The sequence below is a fragment of the Micromonospora peucetia genome (assembly GCF_900091625.1).
GTDB lineage: Bacteria > Actinomycetota > Actinomycetes > Mycobacteriales > Micromonosporaceae > Micromonospora > Micromonospora peucetia.
Genome location: NZ_FMIC01000002.1, coordinates 3,855,760 through 3,878,121, shown reverse-complemented (window position 1 = coordinate 3,878,121; position 22,362 = coordinate 3,855,760). Strand labels below are relative to the sequence as shown.

Annotated in this window: 22 protein-coding genes; 11 read left to right on the top strand and 11 right to left on the bottom strand. The window is 72.4% G+C overall.

The annotated features are described in order from the left end of the window. Positions 1–108 precede the first annotated feature (108 nt). Positions 109–1,539: an NYN domain-containing protein gene (locus GA0070608_RS18125; protein ID WP_091629579.1), complete on the bottom strand. Its 1,431-nt coding sequence runs from the start codon at positions 1,537–1,539 to the stop codon at positions 109–111. Positions 1,540–1,666: 127 nt separating this feature from the next. Here GA0070608_RS18125 and GA0070608_RS18120 point away from each other — a divergent pair, with 127 nt between their 5' ends. The 5 genes from GA0070608_RS18120 (at position 1,667) to GA0070608_RS18100 (ending at position 7,222) form a co-directional block, all read left to right on the top strand. Then, complete coding sequence (locus tag GA0070608_RS18120; protein ID WP_091635415.1) at positions 1,667–3,421, top strand: DEDD exonuclease domain-containing protein; 1,755 nt, start codon at positions 1,667–1,669, stop codon at positions 3,419–3,421. Positions 3,422–3,550: 129 nt separating this feature from the next. Then, positions 3,551–5,365: a RelA/SpoT family protein gene (locus GA0070608_RS18115; RefSeq protein ID WP_091629576.1), complete on the top strand. Its 1,815-nt coding sequence runs from the start codon at positions 3,551–3,553 to the stop codon at positions 5,363–5,365. Positions 5,366–5,417: 52 nt separating this feature from the next. Next, a complete protein-coding gene (locus tag GA0070608_RS18110) occupies positions 5,418–5,960 on the top strand; it encodes an NUDIX domain-containing protein (protein WP_091629573.1) in 543 nt (180 codons plus the stop codon). Continuing rightward, positions 5,957–6,898 (top strand): nucleotidyltransferase family protein, encoded by a 942-nt coding sequence (locus GA0070608_RS18105; protein ID WP_411970715.1) that lies wholly within the window; start codon positions 5,957–5,959, stop codon positions 6,896–6,898. Before GA0070608_RS18110 ends, GA0070608_RS18105 begins: the two co-directional genes overlap by 4 nt. A 36-nt stretch (positions 6,899–6,934) precedes the next feature. After that, entirely contained in the window at positions 6,935–7,222 is a 288-nt protein-coding gene (locus tag GA0070608_RS18100) for an Lrp/AsnC family transcriptional regulator (RefSeq protein ID WP_091629571.1), read from the top strand. 90 nt (positions 7,223–7,312) lie between these two features. Here GA0070608_RS18100 and GA0070608_RS18095 read toward each other — a convergent pair whose 3' ends face one another. The 5 genes from GA0070608_RS18095 to ctaE all read right to left on the bottom strand — a co-directional run bounded on the left by GA0070608_RS18095 (position 7,313) and on the right by ctaE (position 12,485). Further along, the gene (locus GA0070608_RS18095; protein ID WP_091629568.1) at positions 7,313–8,017 is read right to left on the bottom strand and encodes a DUF4142 domain-containing protein; all 705 of its coding nucleotides are present in this window, start codon (positions 8,015–8,017) and stop codon (positions 7,313–7,315) included. Positions 8,018–8,195: 178 nt separating this feature from the next. After that, positions 8,196–9,827: a cytochrome bc1 complex cytochrome b subunit gene (gene qcrB, locus GA0070608_RS18090; protein ID WP_091629566.1), complete on the bottom strand. Its 1,632-nt coding sequence runs from the start codon at positions 9,825–9,827 to the stop codon at positions 8,196–8,198. Continuing rightward, on the bottom strand, positions 9,824–10,912 hold the full coding sequence (gene qcrA, locus GA0070608_RS18085) for a cytochrome bc1 complex Rieske iron-sulfur subunit (RefSeq protein ID WP_091629564.1): 1,089 nt from the start codon (positions 10,910–10,912) through the stop codon (positions 9,824–9,826). Before qcrA ends, qcrB begins: the two co-directional genes overlap by 4 nt. A gap of 67 nt (positions 10,913–10,979) precedes the next feature. Beyond that, positions 10,980–11,813: a cytochrome bc1 complex diheme cytochrome c subunit gene (qcrC, locus tag GA0070608_RS18080; RefSeq protein WP_091629562.1), complete on the bottom strand. Its 834-nt coding sequence runs from the start codon at positions 11,811–11,813 to the stop codon at positions 10,980–10,982. A 72-nt stretch (positions 11,814–11,885) separates the two neighbouring features. After that, the gene (gene ctaE / locus GA0070608_RS18075) at positions 11,886–12,485 is read right to left on the bottom strand and encodes an aa3-type cytochrome oxidase subunit III (protein ID WP_176733753.1); all 600 of its coding nucleotides are present in this window, start codon (positions 12,483–12,485) and stop codon (positions 11,886–11,888) included. A gap of 108 nt (positions 12,486–12,593) precedes the next feature. Between ctaE and GA0070608_RS18070 the strand changes: the two genes are divergently transcribed. From GA0070608_RS18070 to GA0070608_RS18055, 4 genes are all read left to right on the top strand, one after another. Then, on the top strand, positions 12,594–13,538 hold the full coding sequence (locus GA0070608_RS18070; RefSeq protein ID WP_245715826.1) for a cytochrome c oxidase assembly protein: 945 nt from the start codon (positions 12,594–12,596) through the stop codon (positions 13,536–13,538). Positions 13,539–13,724: 186 nt separating this feature from the next. Next, a complete protein-coding gene (locus GA0070608_RS18065; RefSeq protein WP_091629556.1) occupies positions 13,725–14,120 on the top strand; it encodes a response regulator in 396 nt (131 codons plus the stop codon). Positions 14,121–14,205: 85 nt separating this feature from the next. Further along, entirely contained in the window at positions 14,206–15,252 is a 1,047-nt protein-coding gene (trpD, locus tag GA0070608_RS18060) for an anthranilate phosphoribosyltransferase (RefSeq protein ID WP_091629553.1), read from the top strand. Between the two features lie 242 nt (positions 15,253–15,494). Continuing rightward, the gene (locus tag GA0070608_RS18055; RefSeq protein ID WP_091629551.1) at positions 15,495–15,698 is read left to right on the top strand and encodes a hypothetical protein; all 204 of its coding nucleotides are present in this window, start codon (positions 15,495–15,497) and stop codon (positions 15,696–15,698) included. A 374-nt stretch (positions 15,699–16,072) separates the two neighbouring features. On the opposite strand, the gene GA0070608_RS18050 is transcribed toward GA0070608_RS18055, so the two are convergent. Together GA0070608_RS18050 and ctaC are read right to left on the bottom strand one after the other, a co-directional pair. Beyond that, on the bottom strand, positions 16,073–16,501 hold the full coding sequence (locus tag GA0070608_RS18050) for a cytochrome c oxidase subunit 4 (RefSeq protein WP_091629549.1): 429 nt from the start codon (positions 16,499–16,501) through the stop codon (positions 16,073–16,075). 10 nt (positions 16,502–16,511) lie between these two features. Then, complete coding sequence (gene ctaC, locus GA0070608_RS18045; RefSeq protein ID WP_091629548.1) at positions 16,512–17,483, bottom strand: aa3-type cytochrome oxidase subunit II; 972 nt, start codon at positions 17,481–17,483, stop codon at positions 16,512–16,514. Positions 17,484–17,672: 189 nt separating this feature from the next. Between ctaC and GA0070608_RS18040 the strand changes: the two genes are divergently transcribed. Together GA0070608_RS18040 and GA0070608_RS18035 are read left to right on the top strand one after the other, a co-directional pair. Then, positions 17,673–18,824, top strand: a complete 1,152-nt coding sequence (locus GA0070608_RS18040; protein ID WP_091629545.1) for a cysteine desulfurase family protein — start codon at positions 17,673–17,675, stop codon at positions 18,822–18,824. Next, the gene (locus tag GA0070608_RS18035; protein ID WP_091629543.1) at positions 18,821–19,054 is read left to right on the top strand and encodes a sulfurtransferase TusA family protein; all 234 of its coding nucleotides are present in this window, start codon (positions 18,821–18,823) and stop codon (positions 19,052–19,054) included. The genes GA0070608_RS18040 and GA0070608_RS18035 overlap by 4 nt, the downstream gene beginning before the upstream one ends. 237 nt (positions 19,055–19,291) lie before the next feature. Here GA0070608_RS18035 and GA0070608_RS18030 read toward each other — a convergent pair whose 3' ends face one another. The 3 genes from GA0070608_RS18030 to GA0070608_RS18020 form a co-directional block, all read right to left on the bottom strand. Further along, complete coding sequence (locus tag GA0070608_RS18030) at positions 19,292–20,269, bottom strand: carbohydrate kinase family protein (protein ID WP_091629541.1); 978 nt, start codon at positions 20,267–20,269, stop codon at positions 19,292–19,294. A 191-nt stretch (positions 20,270–20,460) separates the two neighbouring features. Beyond that, on the bottom strand, positions 20,461–20,829 hold the full coding sequence (erpA, locus tag GA0070608_RS18025) for an iron-sulfur cluster insertion protein ErpA (RefSeq protein ID WP_091629539.1): 369 nt from the start codon (positions 20,827–20,829) through the stop codon (positions 20,461–20,463). 371 nt (positions 20,830–21,200) lie between these two features. Further along, positions 21,201–22,340 (bottom strand): glycerate kinase family protein, encoded by a 1,140-nt coding sequence (locus GA0070608_RS18020; RefSeq protein WP_091629537.1) that lies wholly within the window; start codon positions 22,338–22,340, stop codon positions 21,201–21,203. Positions 22,341–22,362 lie beyond the last annotated feature (22 nt).

Genomic DNA, 22,362 nt, shown 5'->3' with positions numbered 1-22,362 from the left:
ACCTGCGTCGCCGCCCGACCACCGTCGGTCACCACGACGCTAGGCGCGGGGTACGACAGAAAAGGGACAACCGGTCGCGGACGGCTCGAAAGCGATCAAGCACCCCGATCAGGACCGGGACAACCGGCGCAGCAGCGAGTCGGCGCCGAGCGGGTACGCGCCGTGCCGGCGTACGCCGTCGGCGACCTCGCGGTCCGAGGAGACCACCACCACCGGGCGGCCCGGCGGCTCGGCGCGGACCAGGCGCCGGATCAGCTCGTCGGCGGTCTCCCCCTTGCGGGAGAAGAGCACCCGCACGCCGCGCGGCGTGGGCGGCAGCCCGTGCATCCGTTCGGCGCCGTCGAAGACGACCGTGACCTCGTCGCCGGTCTGCGCGGCGATCCCGCCCAGGCCGGTGATCAGCCGCTTGCGCTGCTGCTCCAGGGACATCTCGCCGAAGCCACGCTTGGTCACGTTGTAGCCGTCGACGACGAGGTGCGCCCGGGGCAGGGCGAGCAGCTGGTCGAGGCGGGCCGGGTCGTCGGTGTCCCGGGCCCGGGCCGCGGTGCCGGCCGGCGTGGTGCCGGACTGGTCGGCGAACGCGTCGGCGACGAAATCCGCGGGCAGCTTGTCGACCGGGTCGAGCGCCAACTCGCGGCGCAGCCCGACGGCGGCCTGCCCGATGGTCTCCAGCAGCAGCCAGAGCCGGGCGTCGTCGACCGAGCGGGCCTCCTTGGCGCTGGTCCGGGCGACCCCCGCCGCCGCCTCGGCCTCGGCCAGCCGGGCCCGGACCCGGCGCAGCTCGGCGTCGACGTCGGCCGCCGCCCGGGTGGCCCGCCCCCGCTCGGTGGCGAGCAGCTCGGTGGCCTTGCGTTCGCGGGCCTGCGTCTCGCGCAGCGACCGGGTCAGCTGCCGGCCCTCCTCGCGCAGCTGACCGAGCTCCTCGCGGACCCGGGCCAGCTCGTCGCGGAGTTTCTCCGCCTCGACCCGAGCCACCGCCCGGTCGTGCTCGGCGCGGGTGGCCCGCTGCTCGGCCTCGCGGACCAGTTCGGCAACGACCGCGCTGTCGGCCTCGGCGCGGACCGCCGCCCCGCTGGCCTCGATCAGCTCCCGCCAGCCGCGGGGCCTGGCCAGGTAGGCCAGCGCCGCCACCTCGACCGGGTCGGCGGCGGCCGGCGCGGTGCCCTCCAGCACCGCGGCGCCCAGGTCGCCGGTGTCGGCGAGGACCCGGGCGGTGATCCGCTGCCGGAACAACGGATCCGCGGTGAGCTGGGCGGCGATCGCCGGGGCGCCGAGCCGCGCCCGGCGGTTGGGGGCGAACTTGGCGACCCGGCGCAACGGCACCGGCACCTCGTCGGCGGGCAGCCCGGGCAGCACCGTCGCGGTGAGCGCCACGATCCGCTGCCGGACCGGCTCGGGCAGGACGGGCTCCGGCTCGGGCAGGCTGACCTCGTCGGGGGCGCCCTCACCGACGTCGGGACCGCCCTCACCGACGTCGCGCGCAGCGTCGACCGGTTCCTCCTGCTGGAGGCGGTCGTCGTGCGGCTCGGTGAGGGGCATGTGGCAAGTCTCCCACCGCGACCGGGCCCACCGCCCGGTGAGTGAGCCGATCTCTCATCCTAGACCGGTGGCCACGTCTGATGCCGGTGGGACAGGAGTGTCGGACCGGAACGCTAGCGTGCCGCCGATGGCACAGACCGAGTACGTCCAGGAGCCGCTGGCCGGTTTCGTCCCGGGCGCGGGCGGGATCGACCCGGCGCTGCCGCTGTACGCGACGACGTTCGTGGTGGTCGACCTGGAGACCACCGGTGGCTCACCGGACGGGGGCGGGATCACCGAGATCGGCGCGGTGAAGGTACGCGGCGGCGAGGAGTTGGGCGTGTTGGCCACCCTGGTCAACCCCGGCGTGCCCATCCCGCCGTTCATCACCGTGCTCACCGGCATCACCGAGGCCATGCTGGTGCCGGCCCCGCCGATCGAGCAGGTGCTGCCGAGCTTCCTGGAGTTCGTCACCGACGCCGTGCTGGTCGCCCACAACGCCCCCTACGACGTGGGCTTCCTCAAGGCCGCCTGCGCGAAGCACGGCTACCGCTGGCCCAACCCGCGGGTGCTGGACACCGCCGCGCTGGCCCGCCGGGTGCTGACCCGCGACGAGGTGCCCAACCGCAAGCTGGGCACGCTCGCGGCCTACTTCCGCACCGCCACCCAGCCGACCCACCGGGCGCTCGACGACGCCAGGGCCACCGTCGACGTGCTGCACGGGCTGATCGCCCGGCTGGGCGGGCACCGGGTCGACACCGTCGGCGACGCCATCGAGTTCGCCCGGGCGGTCACCCCGACCCAGCGGCGCAAGCGGCACCTGGCCGAGGGGCTGCCCAGGGCGCCGGGGGTCTACATCTTCCGGGCCGCCGACGACCGGCCGCTCTACGTCGGCACCTCCGGCGACATCGCCACCCGGGTGCGCAGCTACTTCACCGCGTCGGAGAAGCGGGCCCGGATCTCCGAGATGCTCGCCGCGGCGGAGCGGGTGGAGGCAGTGGAGTGTGCCCACTCGCTGGAGGCGGAGGTCCGCGAACTGCGGTTGATCGGGGCGCACGCCCCGCCGTACAACCGGCGGTCGAAGTTCCCGGAGCGGGTGCTCTGGCTGAAGCTGACCGACGGGCCGTACCCCCGGCTGTCGGTGGTCCGGGCCATCGCCCCCGGCGACGCCGCATACCTCGGCCCGTTCAGCTCCCGCCGAGCGGCGGAGCTGGCCGCCGCCGGCTTCCACGACGCCGTCCCGCTGCGCCAGTGCACCCACCGGCTCTCGCTGCGCACGGTCACGCCGGCCTGCGCGCTGGCCGAGCTGGGCCGCTGCCCGGCGCCCTGCGAGCACCGGATCTCCCCCGAGGAGTACGACGACCGCGCGGTGGCGCCGTTCCGCACCGCCACCGCCACCGACCCGCAACCGGTGGTCGACGCCCTGCTCGCCCGGATCGACGCGCTCTCTGATGCCCGGCGCTACGAGGAGGCGGCGGTGGCCCGGTCCCGGCTGGCGGCGGTGCTGCGGGCGACCGTGCGGATGCAGCGGCTGACCGCGCTGACCGGGATCGCCGAGCTGGTCGCGGCACGTCCGGCGGCCCACGGCGGCTGGGAGCTGGCGCTGGTGCGGCACGGCCGGCTGGCCGGGGCGGGCGTCTCACCACCCGGGGTCCACCCCCGACCGACGATCACCGCGATCCGGGCGACCGCCGAGACAGTCCTGCCCGGCCACGGCCCGGTCCCGCGTGCCTCGGCCGAGGAGACCGAGCGCGTCCTGTCCTGGTTGGAAAGACCGGAGACCCGGCTGGTGGAGATGTCCTCCGGATGGGCGTCCCCGGTGGCCGGTGCGGGCCGCTTCCGCGACCTGCTGAGCAAGGCCGAGAAAGCCGCGTCTCAGCAAAGCTCGACCGAACGCCCATGACCAAGTGACCGATCGGACTACCTCGACTCCCTTAGGCTGTTGGAGAAGTGCAGTCCTGCCCGTTTCGTGGGCCTGCTCCCGGTTGCCGGGTGTCGGCGGCCGTGGGGCCGGGGTGAGGAGGTGTCCCACGTGGACGTCGACGCCGGAAGCGGCGCCGCTCTGGGGGGCGCCCTTCCGACCCAACCGGGCGAGCTGCCGCTGGCCCGCCGGCTGCGCTCGCTGCTGAGCTGGCCCACCGCCGACACCGACCCGGTCAGCCAGCTTGTCCGGACCCACCGGACGATCCATCCCGGCACCGAGCCCTCCGTGCTGCGCCGGGCCTACACCATCGCGGAGAACATGCACCGCGGGCAGTTCCGCAAGAGCGGCGAGCCCTACATCACCCACCCGCTGGCGGTGGCCCAGATCTGTGCCGAGATCGGCATGGACGCCATCACCCTGGTCGCCGCGCTGCTGCACGACACCGTGGAGGACACCCGCTACACCCTCCAGGCGCTCGCCGAGGACTTCGGGCCGGAGGTGGCGCACCTGGTCGACGGGGTGACCAAGTTCGACAAGGCGTTCTACGGCAAGGCCGCCGAAGCCGAGACGATCCGCAAGATGATCATCGCGGCCGGCAAGGACGTCCGGGTCCTGATCATCAAGCTGGCCGACCGGCTGCACAACATGCGCACCCTGGGCGTCCGGTCCGCCGCGTCCCGGGAGCGGATCGCCCGCAAGACGCAGGAAGTCCTGGTCCCGCTCTGCGACCGGCTGGGCATCCAGACGCTCAAGCGCGAACTCGACGACGTGGTGCTGCTGCACCTGGAGCCCGACGAGCACGCCCAGATCGCCCGGCACGTGCACGACCGGCCGGGCTGGAACGCGTACCTCGACGAGGTGGTCGCCCGGGCGAAGTCGGCCCTGCGCCGCAGCCAGGTGGACGCGGCGGTGACCCCCCGCCCCCGGCACCTCTACTCGATCTGGAAGGACACCGTGGCCGGTGGCCACGGCACCCCTTTCGACCTGCCCCGCATCGCGATCGTGGTGGACGGCCCGGCAACCGACTGCTATGCGGCGCTCGGCGCGATCCACGGGGTGTGGCGGCCGGTGCCCGGCCGGTTCAAGGACTTCATCGCCTCCCCCAAGAACAACCTCTACCGGTCCCTGCACACCAGCGTCTGCGGGCCGAAGAACCGCACCGTGGAGGTGCTGATCCGCACCGTGGAGATGCACCGCTCGGCGGAGTACGGCGTAGCCGCCGACTTCCGCTTCCCGCGCTCCGGAGGCGGCGCGACCGCTGCCCGGGGCGGTAGGTCCGCCGCCCGCGCGGAGCAGCTTGACTGGCTGCGCCGGGTGCTCGACTGGGAGCAGGACACCACCGACCCGGCGCAGTTCCTCGAATCGCTACGCTGCGACCTCGCCGAGGCGCAGATCCAGGTCTTCGCCGACGGGCAACAGCTCGTGCTGCCCGCCGGGGCGACCCCCGTCGACCTGGCGTACGAGTTGGGCACCGAGCGGGGCGACCACTGTCTCGCGGCACGGATCAACGGCCGGCTGGCTCCGCTCTCCTCCGAACTGGACGAGGGCGACGTGGTGGAGATCTTCACCGAGACCGACTCGGCGAACGGCTTCGACGCCGACGTCGCCCCGCGCGGGCCGCGCCGGGAGTGGCTCGGCTTCGTCAAGTCGCCGCAGGCGCAGATGCAGATCAGCAGGTGGTTCGCCGAGCACACCGAGCCGGGCATCTCCATCACCGACAAGGTCCGCCTCGGCCGGGCCACCATCGGGCTGGCCCTGCGCAAGCACGACCGGGGCCTGGCCAGCGACCTGCCGCTGCTGCGGCTGTCGGAGGAACTGGGCTACCCCGACCTGGAGACGCTGCTGGTCGCGGTCTTCGACCGGGTGATCGAGCCGGACACCGTCGTACGCCAGCTGATCGACCTGGTGGACCACCGGCAGTGACCGCTGTGGCCCGGGTGGTCCGGACGTTCCTCACGGCCACTAGCCTGGACGCATGATCCCCCGCTCGCGTGCCACCGGCCGGGCCATCGCCTATCAGGTCTTCTACCGGCTGCCGTTGCCGGTACGCCGCCGCCTGGTCCGGCTGGCCGTGCCGAAGTACATCGTCGGCGCGGTCACCCTGGTCCGGGACAGCGAGGCCGAGGGGCCGGGCCGGCTGCTGCTGCTGCGCCAGCCGCCCGGCAGGGCCTGGGGGCTGCCCGCCGGCCTGTTGCAGAAGGGCGAGGCCCCGGTGGTGGGCGCGGCCCGGGAACTGCACGAGGAGTCCGGCGTCCGGCTCTCGCCCCGGCAGTTGAGCCCCGCCGTCCCGAACGCCGTGGTGCACGCCAAGGGCTGGGTGGACGTCGTGTTCACCGCCGAGGTGCCGGCGTCGACGACCGAGCTGAAGGTCGACGGCGCCGAGGTCTTCGAGGCCGCCTGGCACCCGCTGGACGATCTGCCCAAGCTGACCTGGCCGACGGCCCGGCTGCTCGCGTACTACGACATCGGGCCGCTGGCCGGGCAGTTCCCGCCACCGGTGCCCGACGCGAAGCCATGACCGCCGGCCGGGCCGCCGACGGCGGGGCCACCGCCGCCGGGAGAGGCCACGGCGCGACCGTGACCGCCGGCCGGGCCGAGGTCTGCGCGGTGGTGCTCGCCGCTGGCGAGGGCACCCGGCTGCGGCCACTGACCGAGCGGCTGCCCAAGGCGCTCTGCCCGGTGGGCAACGTGCCGCTGCTCGACCGGGCGCTGGACCGGCTGGCCGGCCTCGGCCTGGTCGGGCCCGGCCGGGTCGCCGTCAACGCCTGCTACCTCGGCGACCAGGTCGTCGAGCATGTCGGGGGCCGCGCCCACCTGTCGGTGGAGCCGGGCGACCCGCTCGGCACCGCCGGCGGGGTGGCGAACCTGCGGGAGTGGATCGCCGGGCGCGGTGTCCTGGTCGGCAACGCCGACGCCTACCTCGCCGACCCGGACCGGCCACCCGGTCCCGACATCGCCGCGCTGCTGCGCGACTGGGACGGCGACTCCGTACGCCTGCTCGGGCAGCCCGCCGCCGACCCGGCGGCACCGGGCACCTTCGACGGCCACGTGTTCACCGGCTTCTCGCTGCTGCCGTGGCGGCTGGTGCGGGAGCTGCCGGCCGGGTTCGGCGACCTCGTCCGGGCGCTCTGGCGCCCGGCGGAGGCGGCCGGCGCGCTGACCGTCGTGGCGTACCCCGGCACATTCTACGACACCGGCACCCCGGCCGACTACCTGGCCGCCAACCTGCACGCCGCCGGCGGCGACAACCTGGTGGACCCGACGGCCACGGTGACCGGCCGCTGCCGGGCGGCGGTGATCGGCGCGGGCGCGGTCGTCCACGGCGACGTGGAGCGGGCGGTCGTCTGGCCCGGCGCCACCGTCGGCCCCGCCGAGCGCCTCCGTGACGCGGTCCGCGCCGGCACCGTCCTCACCGTGCACGGCACACCACCGACCTCGGGCCGGGGAAACATCTAGCATGGGCGACGACGCCGACGAACGGAGAAATGCCCCGTGATCACCGCGATCGTGCTGATCGACTGTGCCACCGACTCGATCCCCGAGGTGGCCGAGAACCTGGCCAACCTGCCCGGCGTCAGCGAGGTCTACTCGGTGGCCGGCCACGTCGACCTGATCGCGATGGTCCGGGTCCGGGAGTTCGACCAGATCGCCCAGGTGATCGCCGGCAGCATCTCCAAGGTGCCGGGGGTGCTCGGCACCGAGTCGCACATCGCCTTCCGGGCGTACTCCCAGCACGACCTGGAGGAGGCGTTCGCGATCGGCCTCGCGAACGCCGACTGACGCGGACGCCGGGCCGGTTGTCGCGGCCCGGCACGGCTACGAAACGGCCGGCCCATCCCTGGAGGATGGGCCGGCCGTGGTGCGGTGACGTCAGCTCTGTGCGGGAGCCGGCGTCTCGAAGGTGCCACCCGGAGCCGGTGACTCGGTGGTGCCGCCCGGAGCCGGGGTCTCGGTGGTGCCACCCGGAGCCGGGGTCTCGGTGCTGGTGCCACCCGGGGCCGGCGTCGTGCCGCCCGGGCTCGGGGTGCCGCTGGCGCTGGTCTGCGGCACCGGGATGCCCAACTGCTCCGCCAGCTGCACCAGCGCGTCGTAGTGCGCCTGCAGGGTCGGCAGGGCGGTCTGGGCCAGCTGGACCACCGACTGTTCGGAGCCCTGCGAGATCTCCGTCTGGGTGGCCTGGATGGCCTGGACGTGGCCGGCCAGCTCGCTGGTCACCCAGAGCCGGTCGAACTCCTCGCCGCTGGCGTTGTTCAGCTGGTCGATGACGGACTGCTGATCCGCGGTGGGATCGGCCGGCAACTCCACACCGAGCTGCGACGCGGTCTGCTGCACCGTCTGGTCGAGCTGGGTGTGGTCCGTCTTGAGCCGGGCACCCAGATCCTTGACCCCCTGGTCCTGGCCCTTCTGCTGGGCCAGGTCACCCGCGGTGATCTCGAACAGGTTCACCTGGTGCAGTGCCTGCAGATACTGGGTGTCCTGCTGTGACGGCTGCACCGCGGCCTGTGCCGCCGCGGCTGGCGCCATTCCCACCAGCACCAGCGCGGCCAGCAGGCCGAGGCGTTTGATACCCAACATACTTCCCCCCCTTGAGACGTTGGACCGCACGGATACCCGGCTGGCCGGGGTTATTCCTGCGATCCCCCGACGGGGGAGGCGACGACCGACACGCCCGTGTCGAGGTGTCGGAGGGCGGAAACGGACGTGGCGCCCACCGGAGAACTCCGGTGGGCGCCACGTCGGGGGTGTCGCGGGATCAGCCGCGGCTGTCGCCGCTGCCGATCTCCTCCCGCTCCGGTCGAGGCTCGACCGGCGGGTGGCCCGGCGAGACCGGCGCCTCGGCCGGCTTCTCGATCGGGTAGAAGAAGCCCCGGATGGCCGGGCCGAGGGCGCCGAGCCGGTTCATCTTCTTCGGCACGACCCAGCCGGCGTACGGCAGCGCGCCGTGGCCGTCGCCGTGCCCGTCCGCCGCCGCGAGCGGCTGGTGCACCTCTTCGAACCGGCCGTCCGGCAGGCGCCGGATGATGCCGGTCTCGACACCGTGGGCGAGCACCTCCCGGTCGTGCTGCTGGAGACCCAGGCAGATCCGGTAGGTGACGTAGTACGCCAGTGGCGGCAGGAGCAGCAGGCCGACCCGGCCGGCCCAGGTCATCGCGTTCAGGCTGATCTGGAACTTGTCGGCGATGACGTCGTTGGCGCCCGAGAGGGTCAGCACGACGAAGAAGGCCAGCGCCATCGCGCCCAGGCCGGTCCGGGCCGGCACGTCCCGGGGCCGCTGGAGCAGGTTGTGGCTCCGGTTGTCCTTGAGGCGCCGGGCCTCCAGGAACGGGTAGAGCGTCGACATGCCGACCAGGATGCCCGGCAGCACGACCGTCGGCCAGAACAGCGGCGGGATCACGTATCCGTCGCCGATCGGGATGTTGATCTCCCAAGCCGGCATCAGACGGGTCGAGCCGTCGAGGAACATGACGTACCAGTCGGGCTGGCTGGCGGCCGAGACCACCCACGCCTCGTACGGGCCGAACAGCCAGATCGGGTTGATCTGGAACAGGCCGCCCAACAGCGCGATCACGCCGAAGACGACCATGAAGAAGCCGCCCTGCTTGATCGCGTAGCGGGGGAACATCCGCTCGCCGACCACGTTGCCGTTGGTCCGCCCGGGGCCGGGCCACTGGGTGTGCTTCTGCTTGAAGACCAGGCCCAGGTGGGCGCCGATCAGCGCGAGCAGCAGGCCCGGGACGAGCAGCACGTGGGCGATGTAGAACCGGCTGATGATGATCGTGCCGGGGAACTCCCCGCCGAAGACCGACGAGGTGACCCAGGAGCCGATCACCGGGATGGACAGCATGATCGCCGAGGCGATCCGCAGGCCGGTGCCGGAAAGGCCGTCGTCCGGCAGGGAGTAGCCGGTGAAGCCGGCGAGGAAGCCGACCCAGAACAGCAGCGAGCCGATGATCCAGTTGGTCTCACGCGGCTTGCGGAACGCGCCGGTGAAGAACACCCGGAGCATGTGCACCACGATGGCGGCCATGAACAGCAGCGCCGACCAGTGGTGCATCTGCCGCATGATCAGGCCACCGCGGACGTCGAACGAGATGTCCAGGCTGGAGGCGTACGCGGCCGACATCGGCGTGCCCCGCAGCGGGGCGTAGCTGCCGTTGTAGACCACCTCGGTCATCGCCGGCTCGAAGAAGAAGGTCAGGAAGACCCCGGTCAGCAGCAGGACGACGAACGAGAAGAGCGCGATCTCGCCGAGCAGGAAGGACCAGTGGTCCGGGAAGACCTTGTTCAGCACCCGGCGCAGCGGGGTGGCCACCTGGAAACGGTCGTCCACCCCCCGGGCGGCGTTGCCCGGCACAGCTGCCATCTCAAACTTGCGCCGCTTCACGGCCGCTCCCAGAAGTCGGGCCCGACGGTCTCGGTGTAGTCGGACTTGGCCACGAAGTAGCCCTCGGAGTCCACCTCGATCGGCAGCTGCGGCAGCCGACGGCTGGCCGGGCCGAAGATGGGCCGGGCGTTGTCGGTGATCAGGAACTGCGACTGGTGGCACGGGCAGAGCAGGCGGTTGGTCTGCTGCTCGTACAGGCTCGCCGGGCAGCCGGCGTGCGTGCAGATCTTCGAGTAGGCGGCGTAGTTGCCCCACATGTAGTCGCCGTGCCCGACCCGCTCGTTGGCCCGGAGCGACTCCTGCGCGTCGCCCTCCCGCAGGTGGATCAGCAGGGCCGGCGAGTCCGCGTGCAGGTTGCTCACGCCGTGGTCGATGCCGGGGAAGACGGTGATCTGACCGCCCGCGCTGACGTCCGCCGGGCGGACCGGCCGGCCGTCCTCGCGGACCAGCCGGATCTTCGCGCCGCCCTCGCCCGGGGCGAACCCGGTGGTGAACATCTGGTTGTTCTTGTGCGGCTGGGAGATCAGGCCGCCGACCAGGGGCGCCGCGACGACCGCGCCGACCGGCGCGAGACCGGCCAGCAGCGAGATGCCGAGCAGCGGCCGGCGCTTCACGCCCAACTCGTCGGCCATGTAGAGCATCGTCTGGCCGGTGATGATCCGGTCATCCTCCGAGACGGCACCCTCGTGCCGGTCCTGGATCGAGACCTCCTTCGGCAACAGCTTCTTGCCCCAGGTCAGGATGCCGAAGCCAATGCCGAGCAGGGCCACGCCGAGGGTGACGCCGAGCAGCGGGGTGTACCACTTGTCGCCGCCGCTGCCGGGGGCGTACTCCCACGGCCACCAGATGTAGATCACCAGGAAGGCGGTCGCCGCCAGTCCGGTCAGCAGGAAGAACGACGCGACGGTACGGGTCAGCCGGCGCTCGGCCTTGCTGCCCGGCGCGACCTGCGCCTCGTAGTGGACGATCTCGATGTCGTCCCGGCGCGCGCCCTCGCGGACGATGTCGAACTGGCTGAGCCCGGGGGTGTTCACGTCGAGCGGCTCCCGGGCCGGCTGGGCCTGGTGCTCGGTGTGCGTGGTCATGCCCTCACCTCGCTACGCGCGGTGCCGGGCTGCGGCACCACAGCACTGAATCGGATGAGCCGCCCGGTCACGACTTGCCCGCAATCCACAGGCTCGCGAAGACGAGTGCGACGATGCCTACCAGGAAAATCACGATGCCCTCGGTGGACGGCCCGTACCGACCGAGGTTGAACCCGCCCGGGTCCTTGTCGTGGTTCAGGGTCTCCTGGATGTAGGCGATGAGGTCCGCCTTCTGGTCCGGGGAGATCTGGTTGTCACCGAAGACCGGCATGTTCTGCGGGCCGCTCAGCATGGCGGCGTAGATCTGCCGGTCGGTGGCCGGCTTCAGGCTCGGCGCGTACTTGCCGGAGGACAGGGCGCCGCCGCCACCGCCGAAGGCGTGGCACTGCGCACAGTTGATCCGGAACAGCTCGCCGCCGGCGGCGATGTTGCCGTCCGAGTGCAGGTTCTCACCGTCGGGCACCTCCGGGCCGCCGCCGAGTTCCTGGATGAACTGCGCGAGCTGGCGGGTCTCCTCGTCGGTGAAGAGCTCCGGCTTGCGCTGGGCCTGGGCCTCCTGGCGAGCCATCGGCATGCGGCCGGAGCTGACCTGGAACTCGACCGAGGCCGCGCCGACGCCGATCAGGCTCGGCCCGCGCCCCTCGACGCCCTGGGCGTTGCGACCGTGACAGGTCACACAGCTCACGTCGAACAGCGCCTTGCCCTCCGCGGCGGCGCCGGTGAGCGGGGCGTCCTGCGCCTGCACGCCGGGGGCGAAGACGGTGTAGGCGCCGCCGGCCAGCATCAGCGCGGCGAACAGCCGGACCGCGGCGCCCAGCCGGCGGCGGCCCCTGCTGCGCGCTGCGGGCCGCTCGCGCAGCCGCGCGAGCAGACCGCGTCGGCGGTCGTTGTCAGAAGTCATGACCTGTGTCCTTAACCGGTTAGACCTTGTCTCAGGGGACGGAGCAGCGGCGCGGTTCGTGACGCGCCAAGATCACTGAAGCCAGTAGATCATGACGTAGAGCCCGATCCACACGACGTCGACGAAGTGCCAGTAGTAGGACACGACGATCGCCGACGTGGCCTGCGCCGGCGTGAACCGGCCCATGGTGGTGCGGATCATGAAGATGACGAAGGCGACCAGACCGCCGGCCACGTGCAGGCCGTGGAACCCGGTGGTCAGGTAGAACATCGACCCGTAACCGTCGGCGTTGATCTTGATGCCCGCGTGCACCAGCTCGCGGTACTCGTTGAGCTGGCCGAGGACGAAGATCAGGCCCATCACGAAGGTGATCGTGAACCAGCGCCGCAGCGCGTGGACGTCACCCTTCTCGGCGGCGAACACGCCGATCTGGCAGGCCACCGAGGACAACACCAGGATCACCGTGAAGGTGGTCGCGTAGGGGATGTTGAGGTGAGCGGTGTGCTCCGCCCACTGCTCCGGTGCCGCCGCGCGGATGGAGAAGTACATCGCGAACAGCGCCGCGAAGAACATGAGTTCACTGGAGAGCCACACGATCGTCCCGACGCTGACCATGTTGGGTCGTGTCAGAGAGTGGATCCGGCTCTTGTCAATGGCTGGGGCCGCAGTCACGCGGTCATTATTGCCCTTGACCGGGGCCGGCGATCAGCGGGGGGCCAAACCCGTGCCAACCACAGCCCGATCGGGGCAGTCCGGTTCGCCTGGCCTAGGCTGAAAAGCGTGCTGCACGCCGATCCGATCTCCGCCGCAGCCGCCCTCGCCGCGCCGGTGGCGACCGCGGCCACCCCGCCGCCGTTCACCGTGACCTCGGTGTTCACCGAGACCAAGCTGGACAGCTGGCTCGCCGTCGGCCTGGTGCTGGCAGCCGGCGTCTACCTCTACGGGGTGCACCGGCTGCGGGTCCGGGGCGACCGGTGGCCGATCGCCAGGACGGTCTTCTTCCTCGGCCCCGGCCTCGGCGGCATCGCGGCGGTCACCGTCAGCGGCCTGCACGCGTACGACACGGCGCTGCTGTCGGTGCACATGGTCCAGCACATGGTGCTCTCCATGATCTCGCCGATCTTCCTCGCGCTGGGCGCGCCGGTGACGCTGGCCCTGCGCACCCTGCCGCTACGGCCCCGCAAGCGGCTGCTGGCGATCGTGCACAGCCGGATCGCACGCATCTACAGCTTCCCGCTGGTGGCGTTCGCCATCTTCGTGGTGAACCCGTTCGCGCTCTACTTCACCGACCTGTACCGCTACACGCTGGAGAACGTGTGGGCGCACGAGGTCGTGCACGCGCACTTCATCATGACCGGCTGTGTGTTCTTCTGGCCGCTGCTCGGCCTCGACCCGCTGCCGGGGCGCTGGCCGTACCCGGCCCGGGCGCTGCTGATGCTGCTCTCCGTGCCGTTCCACACCGTGCTCGGGCTCACCATCATGCAGAGCAGCACGCTGTTCGGCGGCGACTGGTACCCGTCGCTCGGGCTGACCTGGTCGGACCCGTGGGAGGACCAGGTGCTCGCGGGCGGCATCCTCTGGGCCGGCGGCGAGTTCGTCAGCGTGACCATGCTGGCCGTACTGGTCGTGCAGTGGATGCGACAGGCCGAGCGGGAGGCCCGCCGCATCGACCGCGACCTGGACCGCCAGGAGGCACGTCAGCGCGCCGCGGAACCCGCACCCTGACCCCCACCGGCGGTACGCCCCGACGCCGCCCCCGGGCGGACGTCGCACACCTCACCCGGACCGGTACGATCAGCGGGCAGCTACGAGGTGGGAGCCAGTCCAGCCAATGAGTGTGCGCAGCGAACGAATCGTCAAGATCAGTGCGATGGTGCCTCACGACGGCACGGAACGAACCGGAGTGCCGGCATGAGCGATCGTCTTTGCACCGTCCTGCTCTACAGCGACGACCCGGAGGTCCGCAACCAGATGCGGCTCGCCGTCGGGCCGCGCCCCGCGCCCGGTCTGCGGATCGAGTTCGTCGACGCGTCCACCTACGCCGAGTGCATCCGGCTCGTCGACGACTACGAGATCGACCTGCTCGTGCTCGACGGCGAGGCGAGCCCGGGCGGCGGCATCGGCATCGCCCGGCAGATCAAGGACGACCGGGACGACGCTCCCCCGACCTGCGTGGTGATCGCCCGCGCCGCCGACCGGTGGCTCGCCGCCTACGCCGAGGTCGACGCCACCCTGGTGCACCCGCTCGACCCGGTGACCACCGGCACCACGGTGGCCGAGCTGTTGCGGACGCACGCACCCGCCTGACGTCCCCCGCTCCGGCAGCCACGGCGCCGGGCCGACCGGTGCCGGTTCCATCCCACCCGCATCTCGCACGCTCGGGAGGCCCGCCTTGGGCGATCGGACCTGGCCGCACCTGCTCAACGCGCTGCTGCGCGGTGAGGAACTCGCCACCGCCGACACAGCCTGGGCGATGGGCGAGATCATGGCCGGCTCGGCCGCCCCGGCGCAGATGGCGGGCTTCGTCGTCGCGCTGCGTGCCAAGGGCGAGACCTCGGCCGAGCTGGCCGGTCTGGTGGAGGCGATGCTCGGCCAGGCGGTCCCGGTCGAGCTGCCCGAGGAGGTGCGCGCCACCGCCCTCGACGTTGTCGGCACCGGTGGTGACCTCGCGCACACGGTCAACATCTCGACCATGGCCTCGCTGGTGGTGGCCGGCGCCGGCGTCCGCGTGGTCAAGCACGGCAACCGGGCGGCCTCCTCCTCGTGCGGCACCGCCGACGTGCTGGAGTTCCTCGGCGTGCCGCTCGACCTGGGTCCGGAGGGGGTGGCCCGGTGCGTCGCCGAGGCCGGCATGGGCTTCTGCTTCGCGGCCCGGTTCCACCCGGGGATGCGGCACACCGGCCCGGTACGCCGGGAGTTGGGCGTGCCCACCGTGTTCAACTTCCTCGGCCCGCTGACCAACCCGGCGCGGCCCCGCGCCGCAGCGGTCGGCTGCTTCGACCCCCGGATGGCCGCGGTGATGGCCGGTGTCTTCGCCGCACGCGGTGACTCGGTGCTGGTGATGCGCGGCGAGGACGGGCTGGACGAGTTCACCACCGCCGCGCCGACCCGGGTCTGGGCGGCCCAGGGCGGCGTCGTCAGGGAGTCGCTGCTGGACGCGGCCGACCTCGGGGTACCCCGGGCTACCCTGGCCGACCTGCGCGGCGGTGACGCCGCCTTCAACGCCGACGTGGTCCGCCGGCTGCTGGCCGGCGAGACCGGCCCGGTGCGTGACGCCGTCCTGGTCAACGCGGCGGCGGCGCTCGCCACGCAGGGCCCGCTCGACGGCGATCTCACCGAGGCGCTGCGGGCCGGGCTGGACCGGGCGGCCGAGTCCGTCGACTCCGGGGCCGCCGCCCGCGTCCTCGACCGCTGGATCGAGGTCGCGCGCTCCCTCTGAACGCCGGGTGCCGCCGGGTGGCGCGACAGGTTGTCGGACCCGCGTGGGAAACTACAGCTGAGTAGTTCACACATTGTCCCGCGCCGCCGCGCGCGGCATCCAGCCCCGCCGTGCCCTTGGGTGCGGCATCCAGCCCTGCCGCGCCGTCAGGTGCGGCATCCAGCCCTGCCGCGCCGTCAAGTGCGGCATCCCCGCAAGGCGGGTGCGAGACCCCCGCGGGACCGGAGCGAGAGGAGACGCCCGTGTCGGAGCGCGAGCTCTACTGCGACACCTGTGAGGGCGTCGAGCCGTTCGAGGCACCGCCGTGTGTCGACGGCCACGGCGCCGACTGCCCCGAGTTGGCCTGCACGGGCTGTGGAGCGGCCCTGCTCGTCACCACCTTCGCGGTCCACCTGGCACGCCCGGCCAGCCGGCCCGGTCAGACGACCCACCGCCGCGCCGCCTGACCGCTGGCCAACCCACACGGCCGGCGCTGAGCCCACCCACACGGCCGGCGCTGAGCCCACCCACACGGCGGGACCGCCGCGCCGCCTGACCCACGTGGCCGGCGCTGAGCCCACGCGGCGGGACGGAATGACGCAAGGTGGCCGAGCTTCGGCTGTCCGGCTACCGAGGCCGAAGTGGCCGGCCGGGTCAGGCAGCGGAGATCATTTGTCGCTTACCCGGGTCCCGTCTGCGGATTGCGCCGGGTGAGCAGCAAACGATCAAGAGGTGGTCCCACGAGCTACCTAGCCGACGGCCTGCCACCCGGACGACGAAGGCCCGCCTCCGGAGGGAGACGGGCCTTCGCCACGAGTTGCGAGCCGTTTACCGGCGGAACTCAGTGCTCGGCGGTGCGCCGGGTGCCGCTGTAGTACTCGAACAGCAGGCCGCAGACGGAGAACGTGACCGCCACCAGGCCGAGGCCGATCAGCCAGAACTGCCAGAACGCGATGCCGAAACCGGCGAGCGCGACGGCCAACGCCAGCCCCATCGGCCAGTAGCTGCCCGGGCTGAAGAAGCCGATCTCGCCCGCGCCGTCGGCGATCTCACCGTCCGGCCGGTCCTCCGGCCGCAGGTCGATCCGGCGGGAGACGAACCAGAAGAAGCCTCCGCACATGGAGCAGAGCAGGAAGCTCAGCAGCAGGGCGATCGTGCCCACCCACTCGACCTGGCCACCCGCGTCGGCGGCGGTCCACGCACCGTAGAGAACGGTGGCGAAGAGCAGGAACCCGGCGATGGCCAGGAAGATGCGCCACTCGGTCTTCATGCCCGATCCCTCAGTTTCCCGCGCCGGCCGGCGCGTCGTCCGGGTTGAAGTTGGCCTCGCCGCGACGGGTCTCGAACGGCTTCGTGGTCTTCGCGTACGGGTCCTCGCCGATGGCCGTCAAAGCCTCCTGCGTGGACTTGCCGTCCCGCTTGGCCGCCAGGAACTGGTCGTACTTCTCCGGAGAGACGACCCGCAGCTCGAAGTTCATGAACGCGTGGTAGCTGCCGCAGAGCTCGGCGCAGCGGCCGACGTAGGCGCCCTCGGAATCCAGCTTCGAGACCTCGAACACGTTGCGGATCTTGCCCGGGAAGACGTCCCGCTTGAACAGCATCTCCGGCACCCAGAAGGAGTGGATGACGTCGCGGCTGGTCTCCTCGAACCGGATGGACCGATCGGTCGGCAGCACCAGGATCGGGATGACATCGCTGGTGCCGAGCACCGAGGCGACGGTGTTGGCGTCCTGGCCCTGGCCGTCGCGGTAGTTGAACTGCCAGTTCCACTTGAACGCGACCACCTCGACCGTGACGTCGGGGTTCTTGGTCGTCCGCACCACGTCGGTCTGCACGATCGCCGTGTAGTAGAAGAGCACGGAGACGATCAGGATCGGCGCGATGGTGTAGAGGAACTCCATCGGCAGGTTGTAACGGGTCTGCACCGGCAGCTCGTTGCCCCGCTTGCGGTAGCGCACGACGCACCAGAAGATCAGGCCCCACACGAAGACGCCGACCGCGAGCGCCGCGATGCACGAGGCGATCCACAGGTCGTACATCCGGTGCGACTCGGGCGTGATGCCGCCCTGCGGCCAGCCGAAACCACCGAACGCCGCGCCGACGTCACAGCCCGTGAGCAGGACCAGCAGCGCCGCTCCGCCGAGACCGAGCCCGGCAATCCGCCCGGCACCACGTCCCCGGCGCCCAACGGCTCCTGAGGAAGCGCTGTGCCGTACGGCCGACGGCCGTACCTCCGAACTCCTTGCGACCACCTGGTCCTGCCTCCCTAGCACGCCGCGGTGTCATGTCCTGCCCTCCGCCTGCGGAGCGACAGCACCAGCGGCAAAGGCGTCACCGACGGTCGCAGATTACTCGACCATGACAGGCTGGACCGTGTTGGGGGTCGTTGTCCGCCCCCATCGGGGGGATCTTGGGCATACCGGCGCGATACGTTGGCTCCCGTGAGCGCATCCCCGGTCTACCTGGACGCGGCCACCGCCGCGCCGCTGCACCCGGTCGCCCGGCAGGCGCTGCTGGCCGCCCTCGACGACGGCTGGGCAGACCCCGGCCGGCTCTACACGCAGGCGCGTCGCGCCCGGCAACTCCTCGACGCCGCCCGCGAGGCCGCCGCGCAGACCCTCGGCGTCCGCGCCGACGAACTCTCCTTCACCCCCAGCGGTACGACGGCAGCGCACTCCGCCGTACTCGGGGGCCTGGCCGGCCGGCGGCGGGTCGGTCCGGCCCTGGTGCACTCCGCGATCGAACACTCGGCGGTGCTGCACGCCGCCGAGAGGCACATCGCGGCGGGCGGCACGGCGACATCCGTACCGGTGGACCGGCTGGGCCGGCTCGACCTGGACGGGTGGGCGGCGGCGGTCCGGTCGCCGGGGGTGGCGCTGGCCGCGCTGATCGCCGCCAGCCACGAGGTCGGCACGCTCCAGCCCGTGACGGAGGCCGCGCGGGAGTGCGCCGAATCCGGGGTGCCGCTTTACCTGGACGCCGCCCAACTGGTCGGCCGCGCGCCGGTGCCGGTCGGCTGGTCGGTGCTGAGCGCCAGCGCGCACAAGTGGGGCGGGCCGCCCGGGGTGGGGCTGCTCGTGGTGCGCAAGGGCACCCGGTGGGAGTCGCCCTGGCCGACCGACGAACGGGAGGCGGGGCGTACGCCGGGAACGCTCAACCTGCCGGCGGTGGTGGCAGCGGCGGCGAGCCTGCGCGCGGCGGCGGCCGACGCCGCGGCCGAGGCGGCCCGGCTGACGCCGCTGGTGGACCGGATCCGGGCCCGGGTGGCGGCGGAGGTGCCCGACGTGGAGGTGGTGGGCGACCCCGACCAGCGCCTCCCCCACCTGGTCACCTTCTCCTGCCTCTACGTCGACGGCGAGGCCCTGCTGCACGCGCTCGACCGGCGCGGCTTCGCCGTCTCCTCGGGCTCCTCGTGCACGTCGTCGACGCTGCGGCCGTCGCACGTGCTGGAGGCGATGGGGGTGCTCTCGCACGGCAACGTACGGGTCTCGCTGCACCGGGAGACGACGGAGGCCGACGTCGAGAGGTTCCTCACCGAACTGCCCGGCATCGTGGCGGGGCTGCGCGCCGAGGCCGGGGTGGTGGGGCTGTGACGGCGCCGGCGGAGATCCTCGACTGCCGCGGTCAGCGCTGCCCCCTGCCGGTGATCGCGGCAGCCAGACGGCTACCCGAACTGCCCGTCGGCACGGTGGTCCGGGTGCTCGCCGACGATCCGGCCGCGGCCGTGGACCTCCCGGCCTGGTGCCGGATGCGCGGCCAAGAGTTCCTCGGCACCATCACGGGCCCCGACGGCCCCGCCTTCGACATCCGCCGCCGCCACTGACCCCCCCACCCGCCCCGACGCCCCGACGCCCGACGCCCGACGCCCGCGATCTTGCACTTTCCGCCCCGGCAAGTGGGATAAAAGCCGCGAAACAGGGGCCAGAAGTGCAAGATCGCAGGGGTGAGTGAGGGAGGGCAGGGCGAAGCGAGTGAGGGTGAGGACGGGCGGCGGCGACACGGGCTGCCGGGGTGCTTCTGTCCACCCCGGGCAGCCCGGTGAACGCGACCAGCACCGGTGTCACGGCACCAGGTGCGGACGGACCTCCTCGGCGGCGACGTCGCCATACGACTCGGCCAGCCGCTTGACGAACAGGTCACGACGGACCTCGTACTCCTGCGTGCCGACGGTCTCCAGCACCAGCGTGGCGAGTAGGGAGCCAACCTGGGCGGCCCGCTCCAGGCCGAGCCCCCAGGAGAGCGCGGTGAAGAAGCCGGCTCGGAATCCGTCGCCGACGCCGGTCGGGTCGACTGCCTGGGTCTCGCGCGCGATCGGCACGTGGATCAGGTCGAAGTCCCGCCCAGCGATCTCCACCCCGTGCTTGCCCAGCGTCGTGACCCGGACCTTGACCCGGTCGAGCAGCTGCGCGTCGGTCAGCCCGGCCTTGCTCTGTAGCAGCGACTTCTCGTAGTCGTTGGTCATCAGGTAGTCGGCGCCCTCGATCAGCGCGACGACGTCCGCACCGTCCATCCGGGCGAGCTGCTGGGACGGGTCGGCGGCGAACGGGTAGCCCCGATCCCGGCACTCGGTGGAGTGCCGCAGCATCGCCTCCGGGTCGTTCGCGCCCACCAGGACCAGGTCCAGCCCGTCGAGGCGGCCGGCCACCGGCGCCAGCTCGATGTTGCGGGCCTCGCTCATCGCCCCGGCGTAGAACGAGGCGATCTGACACATGTCGGTGTCCGTGGTGCAGACGAACCGGGCGGTGTGTGCCACCTCGCTGACGTGCACCGAGTCGCAGTCGACCCCGTGCCGCTCCAGCCAGGAGCGGTAGTCGGCGAAATCCGCTCCGACCGCGCCGACCAGGACCGGGCGCATGCCGAGCTGCCCCATGCCGAAGGCGATGTTGGCCGCCACCCCGCCGCGCCGCAGCACCAGGTCGTCCACCAGGAAGGAGAGCGAGACCTTGTGCAGCTGGTCGGCGAGGAACTGGTCGGCGAAGCGACCGGGGAAGCTCATCAGATGGTCGGTGGCGATCGAGCCGGTGACGGCGATCTTCATGTCAACCTCGGGGTCGGGAGCAGGGCGCCGGTCAGCCTACCGGTCCGGCCCTCTCAGGATGACCGGTCGGTCGGCCCCGATTCATCTTCTCGACGGCGCATTTCGGCCCGGAAGACGACAGCGGAGCCAGCCCGAAAGACGACGGCGGGGCCGCCCCGGAGGACGGCCCCGCCGTGGTCAGCGGAGGTGACTCAGTTGAACGAGTCGCCGCAGGCGCAGGAGTTGCCCGCGTTGGGGTTGTCGATGGTGAAGCCCTGGGCGTCGATCCGGTCGGCGAAGTCGATGGTGGCGCCGGACAGGTAGGGGGCGCTCATCCGGTCGACGACGACCTCGACACCGTCGAAGTCGGTGACGACGTCACCGTCGAGCGACCGCTCGTCGAAGAACAACTGGTACCGCAGGCCGGAGCAGCCACCCGGCTGCACGGCGACCCGGAGCCGCAGGTCGTCGCGGCCCTCCTGCTCGATCAGGGCCTTGACCTTCTGGGCCGCGACGTCGGTAAGGACGATGGACGTGGTGGCCTGGGCCTCGGTCGAGTCGGTCTGCGCTGGCGTGGTCACGTGAAATCTCCCTGCGCGGTTGGGTCCGGACGCTCTGGCCAACATCTCGTGTCGCCCAGCCATTCCCGGCGTGGTCCAGTTCCGATGGTACGCCGCCACGGCCGGGCCCACCCGTCCGGCGTGACCTGGCCCGCTGCCCGACGCCGGGTATCGCCGGCCACTGCGCAGGGCACGACACGACACGTACACGGCGAGAGCCCGGTGCTCCCCCACCGGACCCCTCCCCTTCCCGCGAGTCGCAGCGATCTTGCACTTCATGCCCCGACAAATCGGGTGATCCGCGCGTCTCAGGGGCCGAAAGTGCAAGATCGCGGGAGTGTGGGTGTGGGTGTGGGTGTGGGTGTGGGTGTGGGTGTGGGTGGGGGTGGGGGTCAGCGGCTCCACTGCCGGGCCAGCCGGGTGCCGAGCGCCCGCAGCCCCTCGGCCGGGCGCTCCATCGCGGCGGCCAGCCCGCCGCGCTCATCGCCCCCGAAGTGCTCCACCAGGCTGTACGCGTCGGTCACCCCGGCCGCCCCGGCCTCCCGCCGGCCGGTGCTCACCTGGCCGGCGACCACCACGCAGGGCACCCCCCGGTCCCGGGCGGCGCCGGCCACCCCGGCCACCACCTTGCCGCGCAGCGACTGGTGGTCGAACGAGCCCTCTCCGGTGATCACCAGGTCGACCGCGTCGAGCGTGGCGTCCAGCCCGATCGCCCGGGTGACCAGGCCGATGCCCGACTCGCAGTGCCCGCCCAGCGCCAGGACGGCTGCGCCCAGCCCGCCGGCCGCGCCGCCGCCGGGCAGCGTGCCCAGCCGGTCGGGGCAGCCGGGCAGATCCCGCTCCAGTACGGCGGCGAAGCGCTCCAGCGCGGCGTCGAGCAGCAGCACGTCGGCCCGGTCGGCGCCCTTCTGCGGGCCGAACACGCTGCTGGCCCCGTGCAGCCCGAGCAGCGGGTTGTCCACGTCGGTGGCGGCCACCAGGCGGGCGTCACGCAGCCGGGGTACGCCGTCGAGGGCGTCCGCCGCGCCGAGCGCGGCCCCGCCGTACGGCAGTGCCTGGCCGGTGCCGTCCAGCGGGGTCACGCCGAGCGCGGTGAGCATGCCCGCGCCGCCGTCGTTGGTGCCGGAGCCGCCCAGCCCGATCACCACCGTCCGGGCGCCCGCCTCCACAGCGGCGGCGACCAGCACCCCCAGCCCGTACGAGGTGGTGGTCTTCGGATCACGCTCGGCGGGGCCGAGCAGGTGCAGCCCGCACGCCTGGGCGCTCTCCAGCCAGGCGGTCGTCCCGCCGTCGGTGAGCAGGATCTCACCGGCTGTCGGGCGGCCCAGCGGGTCGACGGTCGGCACCGGGATCCGGTGTCCGCCGAGCGCGTCGGCGAGCACGTCGATGAAGCCGGGGCCGCCGTCGGACAGGGGCCGGGCCAGCAGGTCGTCGCCGGGGGCGACCTCCCGCCAGCCGGTGGCCACGGCGTCGGCGACCTGCGGGGCCGACAGGGTGCCGGCGAACTTGTCGGGGCAGAGCAGCACGCGCATGCCGAGCAGTGTGGCAGCACAC